The 17,190-nt window shown below is 44.8% G+C and carries 15 protein-coding genes; 11 read left to right on the plus strand and 4 right to left on the minus strand.

What is annotated here, in order from left to right; translation table 11 throughout:
• The first annotated feature begins 9 nt into the window (after positions 1-9).
• Positions 10-945: a slipin family protein gene (locus tag KO537_RS11190; RefSeq protein ID WP_105251260.1), complete on the plus strand. Its 936-nt coding sequence runs from the start codon at positions 10-12 to the stop codon at positions 943-945.
• The gene (locus KO537_RS11195) at positions 945-1,883 is read left to right on the plus strand and encodes a stomatin-like protein (RefSeq protein WP_168825701.1); all 939 of its coding nucleotides are present in this window, start codon (positions 945-947) and stop codon (positions 1,881-1,883) included. The genes KO537_RS11190 and KO537_RS11195 overlap by 1 nt, the downstream gene beginning before the upstream one ends.
• Before the next feature lie 191 nt (positions 1,884-2,074).
• Here the strand turns inward: KO537_RS11195 and KO537_RS11200 are convergent, their stop codons facing one another.
• The 4 genes from KO537_RS11200 to priA all read right to left on the minus strand — a co-directional run bounded on the left by KO537_RS11200 (position 2,075) and on the right by priA (position 7,410).
• Positions 2,075-2,299 (minus strand): hypothetical protein, encoded by a 225-nt coding sequence (locus tag KO537_RS11200; protein WP_006083282.1) that lies wholly within the window; start codon positions 2,297-2,299, stop codon positions 2,075-2,077.
• 315 nt (positions 2,300-2,614) lie between these two features.
• Positions 2,615-3,331, minus strand: a complete 717-nt coding sequence (locus tag KO537_RS11205; protein ID WP_105251262.1) for an SPOR domain-containing protein — start codon at positions 3,329-3,331, stop codon at positions 2,615-2,617.
• A gap of 3 nt (positions 3,332-3,334) precedes the next feature.
• Positions 3,335-5,080, minus strand: coding sequence for an arginine--tRNA ligase (gene argS / locus KO537_RS11210; protein ID WP_219234498.1), 1,746 nt, complete (start codon positions 5,078-5,080; stop codon positions 3,335-3,337).
• A gap of 134 nt (positions 5,081-5,214) precedes the next feature.
• The gene (gene priA / locus KO537_RS11215) at positions 5,215-7,410 is read right to left on the minus strand and encodes a primosomal protein N' (protein WP_113940093.1); all 2,196 of its coding nucleotides are present in this window, start codon (positions 7,408-7,410) and stop codon (positions 5,215-5,217) included.
• A 102-nt stretch (positions 7,411-7,512) separates the two neighbouring features.
• Here priA and KO537_RS11220 point away from each other — a divergent pair, with 102 nt between their 5' ends.
• The 9 genes from KO537_RS11220 (at position 7,513) to mshL (ending at position 17,190) form a co-directional block, all read left to right on the plus strand.
• A complete protein-coding gene (locus KO537_RS11220; protein ID WP_173247196.1) occupies positions 7,513-8,526 on the plus strand; it encodes a FimV/HubP family polar landmark protein in 1,014 nt (337 codons plus the stop codon).
• A 181-nt stretch (positions 8,527-8,707) separates the two neighbouring features.
• On the plus strand, positions 8,708-8,920 hold the full coding sequence (gene rpmE, locus KO537_RS11225) for a 50S ribosomal protein L31 (RefSeq protein ID WP_063883331.1): 213 nt from the start codon (positions 8,708-8,710) through the stop codon (positions 8,918-8,920).
• A 522-nt stretch (positions 8,921-9,442) separates the two neighbouring features.
• A complete protein-coding gene (locus KO537_RS11230) occupies positions 9,443-10,687 on the plus strand; it encodes a malic enzyme-like NAD(P)-binding protein (RefSeq protein ID WP_105251266.1) in 1,245 nt (414 codons plus the stop codon).
• Between the two features lie 185 nt (positions 10,688-10,872).
• Positions 10,873-12,816, plus strand: a complete 1,944-nt coding sequence (csrD, locus tag KO537_RS11235; protein WP_173247194.1) for an RNase E specificity factor CsrD — start codon at positions 10,873-10,875, stop codon at positions 12,814-12,816.
• A 245-nt stretch (positions 12,817-13,061) separates the two neighbouring features.
• The gene (locus KO537_RS11240) at positions 13,062-13,940 is read left to right on the plus strand and encodes an MSHA biogenesis protein MshI (protein WP_105251268.1); all 879 of its coding nucleotides are present in this window, start codon (positions 13,062-13,064) and stop codon (positions 13,938-13,940) included.
• Positions 13,937-14,539 (plus strand): fimbrial assembly protein, encoded by a 603-nt coding sequence (locus tag KO537_RS11245; protein ID WP_113940089.1) that lies wholly within the window; start codon positions 13,937-13,939, stop codon positions 14,537-14,539. Before KO537_RS11240 ends, KO537_RS11245 begins: the two co-directional genes overlap by 4 nt.
• Positions 14,536-15,186, plus strand: a complete 651-nt coding sequence (locus tag KO537_RS11250) for an MSHA biogenesis protein MshJ (protein WP_131523452.1) — start codon at positions 14,536-14,538, stop codon at positions 15,184-15,186. The genes KO537_RS11245 and KO537_RS11250 overlap by 4 nt, the downstream gene beginning before the upstream one ends.
• A complete protein-coding gene (locus tag KO537_RS11255) occupies positions 15,173-15,493 on the plus strand; it encodes an MSHA biogenesis protein MshK (RefSeq protein ID WP_219234499.1) in 321 nt (106 codons plus the stop codon). The genes KO537_RS11250 and KO537_RS11255 overlap by 14 nt, the downstream gene beginning before the upstream one ends.
• A 14-nt stretch (positions 15,494-15,507) precedes the next feature.
• Positions 15,508-17,190, plus strand: a complete 1,683-nt coding sequence (gene mshL / locus KO537_RS11260; protein WP_219234500.1) for a pilus (MSHA type) biogenesis protein MshL — start codon at positions 15,508-15,510, stop codon at positions 17,188-17,190.

Below are 17,190 nucleotides of genomic sequence, written 5' to 3' on the forward strand. Positions count from 1 at the left end.
ATGGAATCTATGTTTGTATTTACCTTAGTCATTTTATTTATCTTTTTTATTCTTTATAAGTTGATGTTAATTGTGCCGATGCGTGAAGTGCATGTCATTGAGCGTCTTGGCAAATTCCGCGCAGTATTAAGCCCTGGATTTCATTTTTTGATCCCTTTTTTCGATCGCGTCTCCTACCGTCACGATACCCGTGAGCAAGTATTAGATGTGCCGCCACAGAGTTGTATCTCCAAAGATAACACTCAACTTGAAGTGGACGGCTTGGTCTACCTAAAAGTGATGGATGGCAAATTGGCGAGTTATGGTATTGAAAACTACCGTAAAGCAGCGGTGAATTTAGCTCAGACCACTATGCGATCTGAAATCGGTAAGCTGAGTTTGAGTGAGACTTTCTCAGAACGTGATAGCTTAAATGAATCAATCGTGCGGGAAATAGATAAGGCTTCCGAGCCATGGGGAATCAAGGTATTGCGCTATGAAATTCGTAATATCACGCCTTCACGCCATGTGATCCACACTCTTGAGAAGCAGATGGAAGCTGAGCGTCGTAAACGTGCCGAAATTACCTTAGCGAATGCCGAAAAAGCCGCGATGATCAATATGTCTGAAGGTGAGCGCCAAGAGGCCATAAACCTGTCAGAAGGTCAAAAACAGAAACGGATTAATGAAGCTAAAGGTACAGGTCAGGAGATCGCTATCATAGCCAAAGCAAAATCCGAAGGTATGGCAATGATCTCGCAAGCATTAGCCGTCAATGGCGGTACAGATGCGATGAATATGCTATTAAAAGAACAGTTTATTGCTCAAGTTGGTAAGATCCTCAATGATGCACAAGTCTCTGTTGTTCCCGCTGAAATGGCAAAACTTGAAGGTTTCTTCGAAGGTATGGAGCAAGTCACTCAGACTATGAGTGGCCAGAATAATCTTGGCAAAGGAGCGCGATAATGAATATTCCAGTAGATACAGATTTGATTGTGATGGCGATTTGGGGCCTGATATTTGCCATTTTTGTGATTAAACTATTTCAATCGATCCGCCTAGTACCCACTAAATCGGCTTTTATTGTTGAGCGTTTAGGTAAGTATCACAGTACGTTAGATGCGGGGTTCCATACTTTGATCCCCTTTGTGGATAAAGTGGCTTTTATTCATGATTTGAAAGAAGAAACCATCGACGTACCGCCGCAGGAATGTTTCTCGAGCGACGAAGTAAACGTTGAAGTGGATGGGGTGATTTATATCTCTGTGACTGACCCTGTGAAGGCCAGCTATGGTATTACCGATTATCGTTATGCAGCAATTCAGTTGGCGCAAACGACGACGCGCTCTGTCATAGGGACACTTGATCTTGATCGTACGTTTGAAGAGCGTGATGTGATTTCAGCCAAGGTAGTGCAAGTCTTAGATCAAGCGGGTGCCCTGTGGGGAATACGTGTGCATCGTTATGAAATAAAAAATATCACACCACCTGAAACCGTTAAAAATGCCATGGAAATGCAAGTAAATGCCGAGCGTGAGCGCCGTGCATTATTGGCCAAGAGTGAAGGCGACAAACAGAGTAAAATTAACCGTTCTGAAGGGGTTAAAGCTGAAACGGTAAACCGTTCTGAAGGTGAGATGCAGCGCCGGATTAACGAAGCCGAAGGTAAGGCTGAGGAAATTTTAACCATTTCCCGTGCGACGGCGGAATCGATTGAGCGTTTAGCCTCTGTGATTGCCGCGCCGGGTGGTCACAATGCCCTGCGGATGCAACTCGGTGAGCAATACTTTAAACAGCTCGATGGCTTAAGCCAGAAGAATAGTCGAGTGGTGTTACCGGGTAATATGGTGGATTTCGATTATTGGATGAATAGCATAGGCTTAACGGAAGAAAAACCGAGCTAAGGCTGTGGTTAAAATCTGAAACTAGCTAGATCATTAAGGTCAAATACTCAGGTATTTGGCCTTATTTTTTGGCTCTAATTGGATGATATAACAGTTTGTGTTGCGAATTGCGGGGAGATCATACAGCTTCTGTTGAATGAACCGCCAGAAGCTGCAGTTGGGCATAGATAAATTTTTCATTGAATGGAAGGCTAATAAGCTAGGCGTTCATGAATTTGGGAATGGGCGTGGGTTTCAATGAGCTTGGCAATTTGGTTTTGTTCTAATTGCTGAAGCGCAGAAATTTCGTCATAAATCTTGTCTTGAACATCCAGCGGCATGCGCACATGTTCCATAAACATCCTAATTCCCAGCATGTCGCCACTCTTGAACAATTGGCTGAATTCGGTGGCTTCTATCTCGATTAATGCATTCATAATACTTCACCCTGAGGTTGGATTTGACACAGATACAGCGGTCTTGCTGTTAATTAAGAGATACGCCTAAGTTTGATCTAGGTCAATTAAACTGCATATTAATCTTTCTTAATAAAGGATTTTTTTGTTTACAAATAATGGGTTATAAATTTAGTAGATCAGCAAATTTGAAATGAGTTGTTGTTTAAAACTGAGTTTTTATGGGCAGGCAGAATCAATGAGTGAGTCATGTTATACGGATAAAAAAATAGCGACGAGCGATAAAACGCTGGCCGCTATTTATTCTTAATAGTCTATCAGGAGTAGGCTAAAGCCTTATTTAGGAATCGCCAGAATCTGGCAACCATTAATTCCCGCTTTTTGCAGTGTATGACGTTTACGCTCTGCATCACGTTTACGCTCGAAGGGGCCTAAAGCAACCTTGTACCATACGCCAGTCGTACCTTCGACTTGTCTCACTTGCGCCTCTAAACCTTGGAAAGCGATGACGGCTTTCATCTCGTTCGCCTGTGATTCTTGGCGGAAAGAAGCACACTGCAACTGATATTGCATCGGTGTTCTGCTCGCAACAATATCGGGAATATCGACCTCAACATGCTTATTTTCAAGCTCGTTGAGATAGGTCCATTCTTCCTTTGGTTGTGGTGGCAGAGCATTAGGATCCTTCTTTGGCGGAACAATAAGCTCAGCAGTTTCAGTTGTCTCTACTGGGATAACGACCGCTTGGCGTTCAGGTTCTTTGACCTTAGGAGTGAGCACTGCTGTCTCTTGAGGCTTAACTTGTACTTCCGTTTTTTTGGTTGGAGCGGGTATCGGCTTCACTTCTTGCTTAGCATTATCTTTAATGCTTGACAGGAAATAGACGAAACAACCCACAGCGAGTATGACAAAGCCTATCAAGGTCAGCGGCAGCTTCTTACGCGGCGCCGATTTAGATTGTGAAGGCTTTGCTCGAGTTGGGCGAGTCGCGCGGATTGGGCGCGGTTTAGCGCCCGACTGCGGCCTTCTATTGGCATAATCGCGATTACTCATAGCTTACATCCGCTCTAAGGTTTCAATACCGAGTAGATTTAGGCCTTTTTGTAACGTACGAGCCGTCAGTTGCGCGAGTAATAAACGGCTGTTCTTTTGCGCGTCATTATTGGCGGCAAGCACTGGACAAGCTTCGTAAAAGCTAGAGAAAGCACCCGCTAATTCATATAAATAAGCACACAGTACGTGCGGCTGACCTTTATCGACAACACGATTGAGGATCTCACCGAACTGCGCCAACTTATTACCGAGATCTTTCTCTTTTTCATGCTCAAGCACGATTTTCGCTTGGCTGAGATCCAGATCGGTTACTCGCTTGAATATGCCCGCAACACGGGTGTAGGCGTACAGCAGGTAAGGTGCGGTATTGCCTTCGAAGCTGAGCATTTGTTCAAAGCTGAAAATGTAATCGCTGGTGCGGTTTTTCGACAAGTCAGCATATTTAACGGCGCTGATCCCAACGACACGGGCAATTTCAGTCAGCGTGGCCTCATCCATATCAGGATTTTTGCTACGAACGAGTTCTAGCGCGCGCACATTGGCTTCTTCTAACAGGTCAACTAACTTAACTACACCGCCGCTACGAGTTTTGAATGGACGGCCATCTTCGCCGTTCATAGTGCCAAAACCTAAGTGTTCTAACGACATATCTTCACGGACAAACTTAGCCAGTTTCGCTAGGCTAAAGACTTGTTGGAAATGCAGTGCTTGACGTAGGTCAACAAAATACAGGACGCGATCGGCCTTTAACACGTTCGAGCGGTAGCGCATTGCCGCAAGATCTGAGGTGGCATACAAATAGCCGCCATCGGCTTTTTGGATGATAACAGGCAGTGGCTCACCTTCTTTGTTGCGGAAGGCTTCTTGGAATACGACTTTAGCGCCGTTACTTTCGGTTAATAAACCTTGGGCATCTAAATCTTTAACCACTTGCTCGAGATCGGCGTTATAAGCACTTTCACCGTGTACATCGGCGCGGGTCAGGCTCACACCTAAACGGGCGTAGACTTCATGGCAGTGGCTTAACGAAATGTCGTTAAATTCGCGCCACAGTTTGTTGCAATACTCGTCGCCAGATTGCAGTTCGACCACTAACTGACGAGCGCGGGTTGCGAATTCTGCTGATTCGTCGAAACGCAGTTTAGCGGCACGATAAAAGTTTTCTAAATCAGACAGTTCAAGTTGAGCTTCTTCACCATTTTTGGCACGCAGCTCTTCCATATAGGCCAGCAACATACCAAATTGTGTGCCCCAGTCGCCCACATGGTTTTGACGGATAACCTTGTGGCCTAGAAACTCCAATGCACGCACAACACTGTCACCAATGATGGTTGAACGCAGATGGCCTACATGCATTTCTTTGGCTAGGTTGGGTGAAGAGTAATCGACAACAACAGTTTGTGGTGTCGGTAACTTAATGCCTAAATGCTCATCGTTGACGGCATTTTGCAGTTGGTCCGCTAAGGCGCTGTCGTTGATGAAAAAGTTGATAAAGCCTGGTCCTGCAATTTCAACCTTAGCCACAAAAGCCGAAGCCGGTAAGGTATCTATGATCAGTTGGGCTAATTCACGTGGATTCTTGCCCGCGACCTTAGTCAGCATCATGGCTAAGTTGGTTGCCAAGTCGCCATGACTCTTATCCTTGGTTCGATCTACCTGAATGCGCGCTTCAAAGTCAGCAGGCACAATACCTTGTTGTTTAAAGGATTCTAGAGTTTGTTCAAGTAATGATTGGATATGTGATTTCATGGGTTCTAATCGGCACTAACTTTAAGAGTGAATACAGGGAATAACCGCATATTTTAGCCGTTTGTGGTTAACAATTGCTATCTTCCCGATGATTTTTTATCAAATGGCGCTTAAATACTTATCAAATACTCGACTCAGAGGAGATCCTGCGGATCTCTGTCTAAGCTCCATCGGCAGCGTTTAGCTTCGATAAGTTGTTCTACAAGCGGATGAATACGTTCAAACTCTTGCTGCAGACGGTTGCGGTTTTTCGCTTGGAATAGCAGTTGGCGGCGGAACTTGCCAGCTTTTTTATCTAAAGGTGCAGGCATAGGGCCAATCACCTCAAATTCTTTATCTTGGGGCAAGAGCGCGGCGAAGGCGTTGAGAAAATTATCGGCATCACTGGCTAAATGCGCTTCGGCGCGCACCAACACCATGTGCCATGCTGGCGGCAGCAGTGCCTGTTGACGCTCTTTGAGCTGGCTGCGAGCAAACTCGCCATAACCGCGGTGCAGTAAATCCCGCAAAATGGGATTGTCGCTCTGGTGAGTTTGCAATAATACTGTGCCGGGTTTACTGGCGCGCCCTGCACGACCTGCAACTTGGGTATAGAGTTGCCCAAAACGCTCAGGTGCGCGGAAGTCGGCACTAAATAAGGCGCCATCGACATCGAGTAACCCAACAAGCGTCACATCAGGGAAGTGGTGGCCTTTAGCCAGCATTTGCGTGCCGACGAGGATTTTATATTCCCCCTTATGAATCGCATTTAAGTGGGTTTCTAATGAACCTTTAAGGCGGGTCGTATCACGGTCGATGCGCACTACTGGATGTTTAGGAAACTCCTGTTGCAGCGCTTCGGCGAGCTGTTCTGTGCCTATGCCTTGGCCCATCAACATAGTGCTGCCACATTTGTGACACTGCTTGGGGATAGCGTATTGATTGCCACAATGGTGACAGCAAATTTCGCCAAGGGATTGATGTACTGTGAAAAACGCGTCGCAGCGGTCGCATTCGTGTAAGTGCCCACACTCGTGGCAAAGCAGGGCTGGTGCGAAGCCGCGGCGATTGAGAAACAACAAGACTTGGTTGCCTGCGTCTAAATGCAGGCGGATTTCGTTCAGTAACGGCACTGACATACCGGCTTTCAGCGGCATATTTTTAATATCGATAATGCCTTGGCGCACTTTTTTAGCCGCACCTGCGCGTTCACCCAGTTGTAAATGATGGTAACGGCCGCTTAAGGCATTTTGTAGACTTTCGAGTGAGGGTGTCGCTGTGCCCAAAATCACCGGAATCGCTTCTAAATGGCCGCGCATGACTGCCAAGTCGCGGGCATGATAACCAACGCCTTCCTGTTGTTTGAAGCTACTGTCGTGTTCTTCATCGAGTATGATGATGCCGGGATACGCCATAGGTGTGAACAAGGCTGAACGCGTGCCGATAATGATTGCAGCCTGACCACAGCGGGCTTGGCGCCATGCTTCGAGTCTCTGATTGTCGGTTAACCCTGAATGCAAAATGGCAACATTGACTTTGAAACGGCGCTTAAAGCGATTGATTGTCTGGGGTGTTAAGCCGATTTCAGGCACTAAAATTAACGCTTGTTTGCCTTGCTTGAGGATTTCTTCGAGTACAGCAAGATAGACTTCCGTTTTACCCGAACCGGTAATGCCTTCTAATAAAGTACAGTGATATCCTTGTTGCAGATTTAAAGTGGCAACGGCGACGGCTTGTTCTTTATTGAGTTTATGTGGCGTTTCGTCCATTTCGAGTGTGGTGCGCCAGTCGAGGTTAAGCTCGGCAATTTTTTCATGGCGTGCCACCCAGCCTTTATCTTCTAGGGCTTTAAGCGCCGCTTTACTGATGTCTAAGCTGATAACCTCTTCTTGGGTTAAGCTGGCGGTTTTGAGTAACTCGAGTAGTTTTTTCTGTGCGGGTGCGCGTTTAACCGCTTCGGGCGCAATATTTTGGCCTATTTCAGTTAATTGCCAGAATTGGATTTTTTGTGGCGCGGCATCGAGCCCTTTACGCAGGGCCACAGGTAAGGCTTGGGTTAGCATCTGCCCTTGGCTGCAAAAATAGTATCTCGCAGCCCAAAGAGTTAATTTATAAAGTGATTCAGGCAGTAAAGGTTTATCGTCGATAAACTCGAGCACAGACTTAATTTGCTTTGGGGCTAAGCTGCAAGACTCAGTGATACCTGTGACTAACCCGATCAATTGTTGACGACCGAAGGGAACTTTAACGCGCACACCTATTTGCGGTGTACTAGGATAGGATTCGGGTACGCGGTAGCTAAAGGTTTGCCGCATAGGCACAGGTAACGCAACTTCGACAAACAATGACATATGCAGGCAAGTCTTAGACAAGAATGTGGTTTAGTGTACTCAGCGCGGCTGGCTAGGGCTAGCCCTAATGATGGTTTACCAAGGATAGTTGAGAGTAAATAAATGGCTAATATAGTGAAATCATTAGGTCTACTTGCTTTGGTGTGCAGTGCACCTAGCATGGCACAAGTCTCCCATGTGAGTATTAATAGCCGGATGTTTGAATTAGGCGCTTACCCTAAACTCAGGGTGAATGTGATCGCAGACAATCAAGATATGTCGCGCTTAGAGTTTGTCGTGCAGCAAGCTAGCGGCGAAGAAAGGTTAATGGTTGAGGAGATTAATCGCTTTTTAGTTTTACTCACTGGCGTTGAAGATGTGAAGGATAGCAGCGCTAAACTCTTAGTGAGAGAGTATCGCCTTGACCGATGGTATGACGTCAAAAGTATCAATTTATTCGGCGCGGCTAAACCTGCTTCTGCCGCGTTAACGACAAAAGCGGTTTCGGATTCGAAAAATACCACCACAGCAGGCGCCCCCCAAAGTGCGGATAAAGTGGGCATTAAGCCTGTAACAGTGGTGACAGAATCAAAGCCACTTGAAGAGGTAACGCCCGCAGCGACTGTTGCTACTGCTGCAAATACCCAATCCAAAGTACCAACGGTAGAAGTGGTGACTGGCTTTAAATTTCCTGAAGCCGCGAATAAACAAAATACGTCTGCTACTGAGATAAACGCCTTCGCTAAAACCTCTGAGACGATTGCTGTTGAAAAAGGGGCTGTTGAAAACGCTGCAACTGAAACTGTGGTTCCAGAAATAGTGAAAACGGCAAATAATGAGCAAAAACAGAATATTGCTGAAACAGCCTCACAGACGCCCGAACATTGCCAGTTAACGTATCTTGCTGGCGAGACGTTGTGGCGTATCGCCAATCGATATGCCAAGGATTGGGATGTGAGTGTATATGGCGCTATGTTGGCGATTTACGAGGCAAATCCTGTGGCTTTCTCGAAGAATAGAATCAATGCACTCAAGAGCAATGCGGTGCTATCTTGTCCTTCGAAAATGATTTTGGATCAGCATTCTGATGCTAAAGAGGCGCGGGCGGTATTTGAGGCTAAAGAAGCGGGAAAATAAGCCGCTTAACTAAAGTCAAAGTAGACACAGATTAACCGGCAAACGCTCAGATAATCTACTTGTATCCCTTGTAGGTATGCTGTACCATTCTGCGCCCTAAACATATTGTTATTAACATGCATGTGGTGTCCGACTACGGGTTGGAAGAGCGACATGGCCTTACACTTTTGAGGTAACCCCAATGAAACCAGGTATCCACCCAACATACGCTATCATCACTGCAAACTGTACTTGTGGTAACGTTATCAAAGTAAACTCTACTGCTGGTAAAGATCTGCATTTAGACGTATGTGGTGCTTGTCACCCATTCTACACTGGTACACAAAAGGTTGTTGATACCGGCGGTCGTATCGACAAATTCAACAAGCGCTTCGCAGTGCTTGCAAAGAAATAATTGCGATTGCATTGTTTCTAGAAAAGGCGCCTATGGCGCCTTTTTGCTTTTTGTTATTCGTCGATTTTCTTTATTCCGCTTATTCTACATATCTAGCTGGTACGACTTCACTCAATAAATCGTCAACTTATTCAGTATTGAGAGTTCAAGTGTATAATTCGACTTATTTATAGCAATTAACTATAAGATAAATATGCTAGTCGCCATATATTGTAATTTAACCAACATTTTTGAGATTAAGTCGCTACAACTAGCGCAGTAACTACAAAATATATGTTTGTTTCCTACAAAACATATTAAGAAATGCAGCTTTATTATAGGAGATAAGTTTATAAAACTAAGCTTAGAGGGTCTATTTGTCGGCTAAAGTGAAATTTATGAATCTCTTATTTATAAATTCCCCTTATTGGCGTATCTTACCCCGACCAGCCAGACTATTAACATCACCCTTTGGTGAGACTAGATGTGTGTTGGTAGGTCTTACTCTCATAAATTATAAATGTCGCATTTCAGGATTTTAAAATGTCAGATATTCGTCAACAAGCACTCGATTATCATGAATTTCCCATACCAGGCAAAACCGCAGTTTGCCTTACCAAACCCGCCGAAACGAGTCACGATCTCGCCCTAGCTTATAGTCCTGGTGTGGCTGAGCCAGTACGCGAAATCGCTGCAGATCCTGACAATGCGTATCGTTATACCAATAAAGGTAATACGGTTGCCGTGATTACCAATGGTACGGCTATCTTAGGTTTAGGGAATTTGGGCCCTTTGGCTTCTAAACCTGTAATGGAAGGTAAAGCATTATTGTTCAAGCATTTTGCGAATATCGATTCGACAGATATTGAGATTACGCATAATACGCCTGAGGAATTTATTAATACTGTTGCTGCGATTGCTGACACCTTTGGTGGTATCAATCTTGAAGATATTAAAGCGCCCGAATGCTTTGTTATCGAACGTGAATTGATTGCTCGTTGTAAAGTACCTGTATTCCATGATGATCAACACGGCACCGCAATCGTGACTGCGGCGGGTATGATCAATGCGCTGGAAATTCAAGGTAAGTTGATAAGCGACGCGACTTTTGTGTGTATGGGCGCGGGTGCTGCTGCCATCGCTTGTATGACTATGCTGGTAAAATGCGGTGCGAATCGCGCCAACATTTACATGCTAGATACTAAAGGTGTTATTCATTCTGGCCGTACAGATCTTAATGAATATAAAGCACTCTTTGCGAATGATACCGAAAAACGCACGCTTCTTGATGTTATTAAAGGTGCAGACGTATTTTTAGGTCTATCAGGTCCTGACGTCATTGGTGCAGAAGAAGTCGCGCTGATGGCCGATAAGCCAGTGATTTTTGCGTGTTCTAACCCAGATCCTGAAATCAAACCTGCACTTGCTCATGCAACGCGTAGTGATTTGATCATGGGTACGGGTCGTAGCGACTATCCAAACCAAGTGAATAACGTATTGTGTTTCCCGTTTATTTTCCGTGGTGCATTGGATGTGCGTGCGTCTTGCATTAATGATGAGATGAAAATTGCGGCAGTTCATGCAATTGCATCACTGGCGAAAGAGCCTGTGCCTGCGAGTGTATTGAAGGCTTATCCTAATGTGACGTCGCTGAGTTTTGGCCCTGAATATGTGCTGCCAAAACCTATGGACCCACGTTTATTGCCAAATGTTGCCCGTGCGGTTGCACAAGCGGCTATCGACTCTGGTGTGGCTGCGATCACCACTTTACCTAAATACGCCGACTAGGCTAAAAGTGGTAAAAACATTAAAAAGAGGCTAATTAGCCTCTTTTTTGTTTTTAAGTGGACATTAAAGTCACAGCGTCTTAGTTGCCTTTTAGGTTATGCTACTGAATAATCAACGGACAACTTTGTTGTACTCCTGTTAAAATCGCACAAATAATTATAATAATCCTGCAGGATAGCGGATAGATGAAATTCACCCGAATGTTAACTACAAAATTAACCAGCTTTTGGTTAATGTCATTAGCCGCTATCGCCTTCGTATTTTTGCTGAGCGCTATGATGAGTTTCGTGCAGCTGACCTATAAATTTCAGCAGCAAAAAGTAGCTGAACTCGAAACTATGTTAGTCGATCAGTTCCAACACCAACCTGATTGGGAGCTAGAGGCTTGGCTACCGCCCATGCTGCTTGCTTACAATGCCGTTAATTTTCGGTTGACCTTGAAAGATGAAGTGTTATTTGCCTATGAAGGCAACCTTTCTACGCAAAATGCGATGGTGTATGACCATGTGCTAGAGCCGACATCAGGCTTGCGTATGCAGTTAACCTTGACTCAGCCCTTTGAACATTACACTTTCAGTTGGTATGAAATTCTGATTTTGTTGGTCGGTATCTTAGCCGTGGCTGCCTTAGTGCGTTTTGGTTATTTATGGTTTTCACAGCAGCTCGATGGCATTGAAGAATTAGCCTTACGCAGTCGATTGATTCTGCAAGGTAAGCATGAGCAAGCACTCGCTACCCCTGGAAATGGTAAACCAAGGCTGATTAACCGTGCTTTGACTAAGTTGTTAGAAGAGTTACAGGACGCACAAAAGGAGCGTGGGCGTTTCGACAAGTTCATCCGTTCTAATACCTTTCTTGATGCGGAAACGCGCATTGGTAACCGACTCTTTTTGAATAATCGTCTCGACGCCCTTAGTCATAATCAGGCTATGCTTGCCCATGGGGTAATCTATTTATTAGAAATGGATGATCTGGATTTATTGCAGCAATCCCAAGGTGAAGCAGTGACGAAAGAGCTATTAAACTCGACTGTTAATGCAATAAGTCAATTGCTGCAAACTCAAGCTAATAGTATTTTTGCCCGTCGTTCCCATAATCAATTTGCCATAGTCGTGCCGCAAATCTCCTTAATTGAAGCGGATCAATTTGCCAGCAAATTACTCAAGATATGTCTAAGCCAGCCTTTGCCTGATGTTGAGAATAGCGATAACTTTTTCCACCTCGGATGCGCTTATTTTACCGCAGGCGATAATGCGGCTCAGTTAATTGAAGAAGCCGATATGGCTTTGAGGGCGGCACAATTACAGGGTAATAGTAATTGGTTTATGTACGACAAAGGCGCGATTGATGAAGAATTTGCCAAAGGCTCAGTGCGTTGGCGTAGTTTTTTAGAAAATGCGTTAGTGCAAAGGCGATTCTTCCCCTTTAGCCAGCCGATAATTGATTCAGATGGTAATGAGCACCATAAAGAGATATTTACGCGGGCTCGGGATAATCAGGGGGCGTTAATCCGTGCCACACTGTTTATTCCAATGGCGAATAAATGTGGCTTAATGCCACAGGTTGAACGGCAAATTATTGAGCGGGTATTGTTATTATTGTCGAATGAATTAGCAGACGGCGTATCGAATGCTCAAACAGTTAAGAAATCAGCGCCGCAGATATACAGTATTAATCTGAGTTTGGATTCGCTAATGAGCCGAGCCTTCACTCAATGGCTAAAAACGACGCTATTAGAATATCGCCATCTAACTACGCGACTGATTTTCGAAGTGTCTGAAGATATCGTTATTCAACATCAAGAAAAGTTGCAGCCTAAATTAGATATGATCCGTAAAATGGGCGCGAGATTATGTGTCGATCATGTGGGTCAGCAGGTTGTTGGTACTTATTACATTCGCGAATGCCATTTTGATTTAATTAAGTTACACAGATCCATTGTGCGTCATATTCATTTACGACCAGAAAACCAATTATTTATTCGCAGTTTGATTGGCGGTTTATATCGAACGGAAGTACAAGTCTGCGCCGAAGGGGTAGAAGTCTTTGAAGAGTGGCAGACACTGCAAATCCTCGGTGTTGGCGCAGCGCAGGGAATGTATTTCAGTGAACCCATAGAGGCTAAGTAAGGGAAGTTCAGTGTTTGGGTGATTAATGTCGTCTTAGAGACAAATAGATCCTATTATTCACGTATTTATCTATAAAATACGAGCATTTGCGGCTAAACTAGCCAGTGCCAAAAATATGACGTTTGCGTTTTTTATTCTGTATCGAGCAGGTCATAGGTCAAGGAGCACTGGAGAGTGGAGTGACAGGAAGTTTGTGCAAAAGAGACTACTCAAGCTTTTAAATTCAGTTGGTTATAGGCATCTTTATGGAAAAAAGTCTTATAGGTCGATTAGCCTTTTGGCAGAAGAGAACAGAACCGACTAGCCTTGGTGTCTATGTCTGCGCCGATAAATTATGGGTTTACGCACCTGCCCAAAAAGAAAATGCTGAGCAGTGGTTACCCTTTGAGCTGAAAGATGAGCACTGGTCATTGGCGTTTGCTGCTGTGGCTAAATCCTTTCCCAATGCACAGTTACAGCTGATTTTGGCTTCAGGCCTTTATCAATTACTGCTGACCGATAAACCGAATGTCGATACTGTCGAATTATCCCAAGCCTTGCTATGGTCAATTAAAGACATGGTCACGCTACCTGTACCGCAAATCCATTTGGATTACTTTGAGTCACCCATTCCGAGTAATAAAATCAACGTTGTGGTGGTGGATAAAGCTAAGTTAGTGAGCATGGTGCAGGCCATTCATGAACAAGATTTACAACTTTTCGGTATTAGTATCGAAGAGTTAGCCGTAACTAACCTATTTAATGATGACAACCAAGCGCGTCTGGTGGTGAGCCATAATCCCGGTCAAGAATTGCTACTGACTGTGGTTAAGCAAGGTCAGCTGTATATGCAGCGTCGCGTGCGCGGATTTACTCAATTGGATAAGACTCAAGCGGATGAGTTAAGTTATGGCATGGCAGACAATTTAAGCTTAGAAATTCAGCGTTCTATGGATTATTTTGAAAGTCAATTGAGACAGGCTCCGGTATCTTCTATCGAACTCCTCGCCGATGGTGCCGTGGATACTTTAGCTAAGTTAGTCTCGGCAAACTTCAATCAAGCTGTGAATGTCATTGATAAAAGCTGTGTTGGCGCGCGAATGGCGGGATTAGCCTTTGCTGAATTTTATCGAGGTACTGAGTGATTAAATACCGAGTCAATCTTTACACTCCTTCATTATTACCCCCGAAGCAAAGATTAACCTTTGCGCGTTTAAGTGCTTACGCCTTGGTTTTTGCGATCTTATTTGCGGTTTTAGGTGGTTATAGCTACTGGCAAGTCAGTGAGTTACAACAGGCCCAGCAGTTGGCTGCCCAACAAAAGCAGCAATTCGATACCCAAAAACAGGCATTAGAAGCACAAATTGCTGCGCGTAAACCCGATGCCGATCTTGTTGCGCGAGTCGATTTAGCGGAACAACAGTTAGAGCTGAAGCAATTACTCATGGGAGAATTGAGTCTTAGGACTTCTTTAACTAGCCGTGGTTTTGCGCCAGTTCTTAAAGATTTAGCCGTCGTGTCGGATGCGAGTGTTTGGCTTAGTCATATCGTCATTAATGAGCAAGATTTTATGTTCGAAGGTTTTGCCGACCATCCTCAAAGCATTCCGCAGTGGATTGGCAAACTCAAAACTACGCAGACTTTAAAGGGGCAAGCTTTCTCGTCGATGAGCATGGATCGCGGTGAAGATAAACCTTTGGCCTTTACCTTGAAAAGCGATAACAAGGAGGAAGCCGCGCAATGAAGCAAAAGTTAGCCCAATTAGGACAACAGTTTGATGCGCTAAGTCGCCGTGAGCGAGTGTTGATCTCCGTCGCCATTCTGGCCGTGGTCGGCATGCTGAGTTATTTACCTTTAGAGTCCCTGTGGAAAACCCATGTGGCTGTTTCACAACAGCTAAAAGCCTTAGAGCAGGAAAACGCGATTTCGGCTCAGCAGATTGACTTGTATCAGCAACGTTTAGCGTTAGATCCCAATCAAGATTACCAACAGCGTTTAGTGCTGTTGCAGCAACAGAATCAAGCCCTAGATGCCCAGCTCGATGAGCAGATGGTGGATATGGTGCCGGCAGACTATATGCCGCAGTTGCTGGGTAATTTACTAGGACAAGTGCAAGGGATTAAATTAATTAAGTTTATGTCGATAGCGCCCATCCCTTTATTACCTGTGGGTGAAGAGAAAAAACTCAATCTATATAGTCATGGTATTCGTTTGAGTCTAGAGGGTGATTATTTTTCTGTGTTGCGCTTTGTGGAAGCCGTTGAGGCCATGCCAGATAAACTTTATTGGAAGCGTCTCGACTATAAAGTTGCGGAATATCCAAAAGCGACCGTTGAGATTGAACTTTATACCTTGAGTATTAATAAGGACTTTATCAGTGTTTCTAAATAAGTCTTATATTATCAGTGTGTTGTTATTGGTTAGTAGCACTATGGTGTCTGCTGAATCGCTGCGCGATCCGACTTTGCCCGGTAAAGGCTTTGCTGTGCAGAGTAATGTGAGTCAAACGCAGGATCAGGCGCTTGTACTTAACAGCATAGTAAGCTCAGGAAACACGGCTTATGCTGTGATAAATAACAAGATATTGTCTGTTGGCGACAGCGTTCAGGGGCTGAGTATCGTTAAAATTACCCCCACTTATGTATCGCTGTCCGATGGACGGAAATTGACATTGTTTCAAGCAATAACAGAGAGATAGGGAATACACCTCAGATGAAAGCGATTAAATACTTTACACCTCTGCTCTCACTTTGCCTTGTGGCGTGTCAGACCACAAATAGGCCACAGCCGGAGGCGAGTAAGGCGGAATTAGCGGCCTCAATGGCGACGGCAACGGCATCAACGACGCCACCGCCTGCGACTATGCCGGATGCGGTTCAGCGGGAATTGAATTCAGGCGCATTGCTATCAGGTTTGACCCCCACGTTGGAAACTGAGCGTCGTTTCGATGTATCAGCCCACGATGTTGATGCTAAAGTATTTTTTCCAAGCTTAGTCCAAGGTACACCGCTGAGTGTTGCCGTACATCCTGACGTGCAAGGTACGATTTCATTATCCCTTAAAGGTGTGACGTTAACTGAAGCAATTCAAGTGGTTGAAGATATCTACGGCTACGAAGTCAGTCGCGAAGGGCGCATCCTAAGAGTGTTTCCTGCTGGAATGCGTACCGAGACGTTTCCGCTGAATTATCTCTACATGGAACGCGATGGCTTATCTGTGACGTCAGTGAGTTCAGGACGGATTTCGGATAGCAATAATTCCAATAGTAATTCGAACAATAACAATTCAAACAATAGCGGCTCGAATAATAACAATAACTCGAACAGCAGTAATGGCAATAACTCGAGTAGTAATGGCGGTAGCGATAGTAGCAACGGTACTTTTATCCGTTCGCGTACTAAGACAGATTTTTGGGGAGAGTTGAAAGAGACATTATCCTCGATAATCGGCGAAACGGGTGGCGGTCGTCAGGTTGTTGTTACGCCGCAGGCGGGTTTAGTCACTATTCGTGCTTTTCCTAGTGAATTACGCCAAGTGCGTACTTTCTTAAATTCCGCAGAAAGTCATTTGCAACGCCAAGTGATTTTAGAAGCGAAGATCCTTGAAGTCACATTATCCGATGGTTATCAGCAAGGTATTCAATGGGACAATGTGCTGGGACATGTTGGCAATACTAATGTGAATTTTGGTACATCAGCGGGCCCTGGTTTAAGTGATAAAATCACCTCGGCGATTGGTGGTGTGACCTCGCTGAGTATTAAAGGTTCTGACTTTACGACCATGATCAACCTATTAGACACCCAAGGTGATGTGGATGTATTGTCTAGCCCAAGGGTGACTGCATCGAATAACCAAAAAGCGGTGATCAAAGTCGGTACTGATGAGTACTTTGTCACCGACGTTTCATCGACCACAGTTGCGGGTACAACGCCTGTGACCACTCCACAAGTCGAGCTTACGCCATTTTTCTCGGGCATTGCCTTAGACGTTACGCCGCAAATTGATAGTGACGGCAATGTGTTATTGCACGTGCATCCATCCGTTATCGATGTGAAAGAGCAGACTAAAGACATCAAAGTGAGTGACGCTTCGTTGGAGCTACCTTTAGCGCAGAGTGAAATTCGTGAGTCTGATACTGTCATCCGCGCCGCCTCCGGTGACGTAGTCATCATCGGTGGCTTGATGAAGAGTGAAAATATTGAAGTGGTATCGCAAGTGCCTTTGTTGGGTGATATTCCTTTCCTCGGTGAATTGTTTAAAAACCGTAGTAAGCAGAAGAAGAAAACCGAGCTTATTATTCTGTTAAAACCTACGGTAGTTGGCGTTGATACCTGGAAAACTGAGCTACAACGTTCTAAGACCTTATTAGATCGTTGGTATCCGGAGACAAAGTAA

The sequence above is a fragment of the Shewanella sp. NKUCC01_JLK genome (assembly GCF_019345615.1).
GTDB classification, from domain to species: domain Bacteria; phylum Pseudomonadota; class Gammaproteobacteria; order Enterobacterales; family Shewanellaceae; genus Shewanella; species Shewanella oncorhynchi.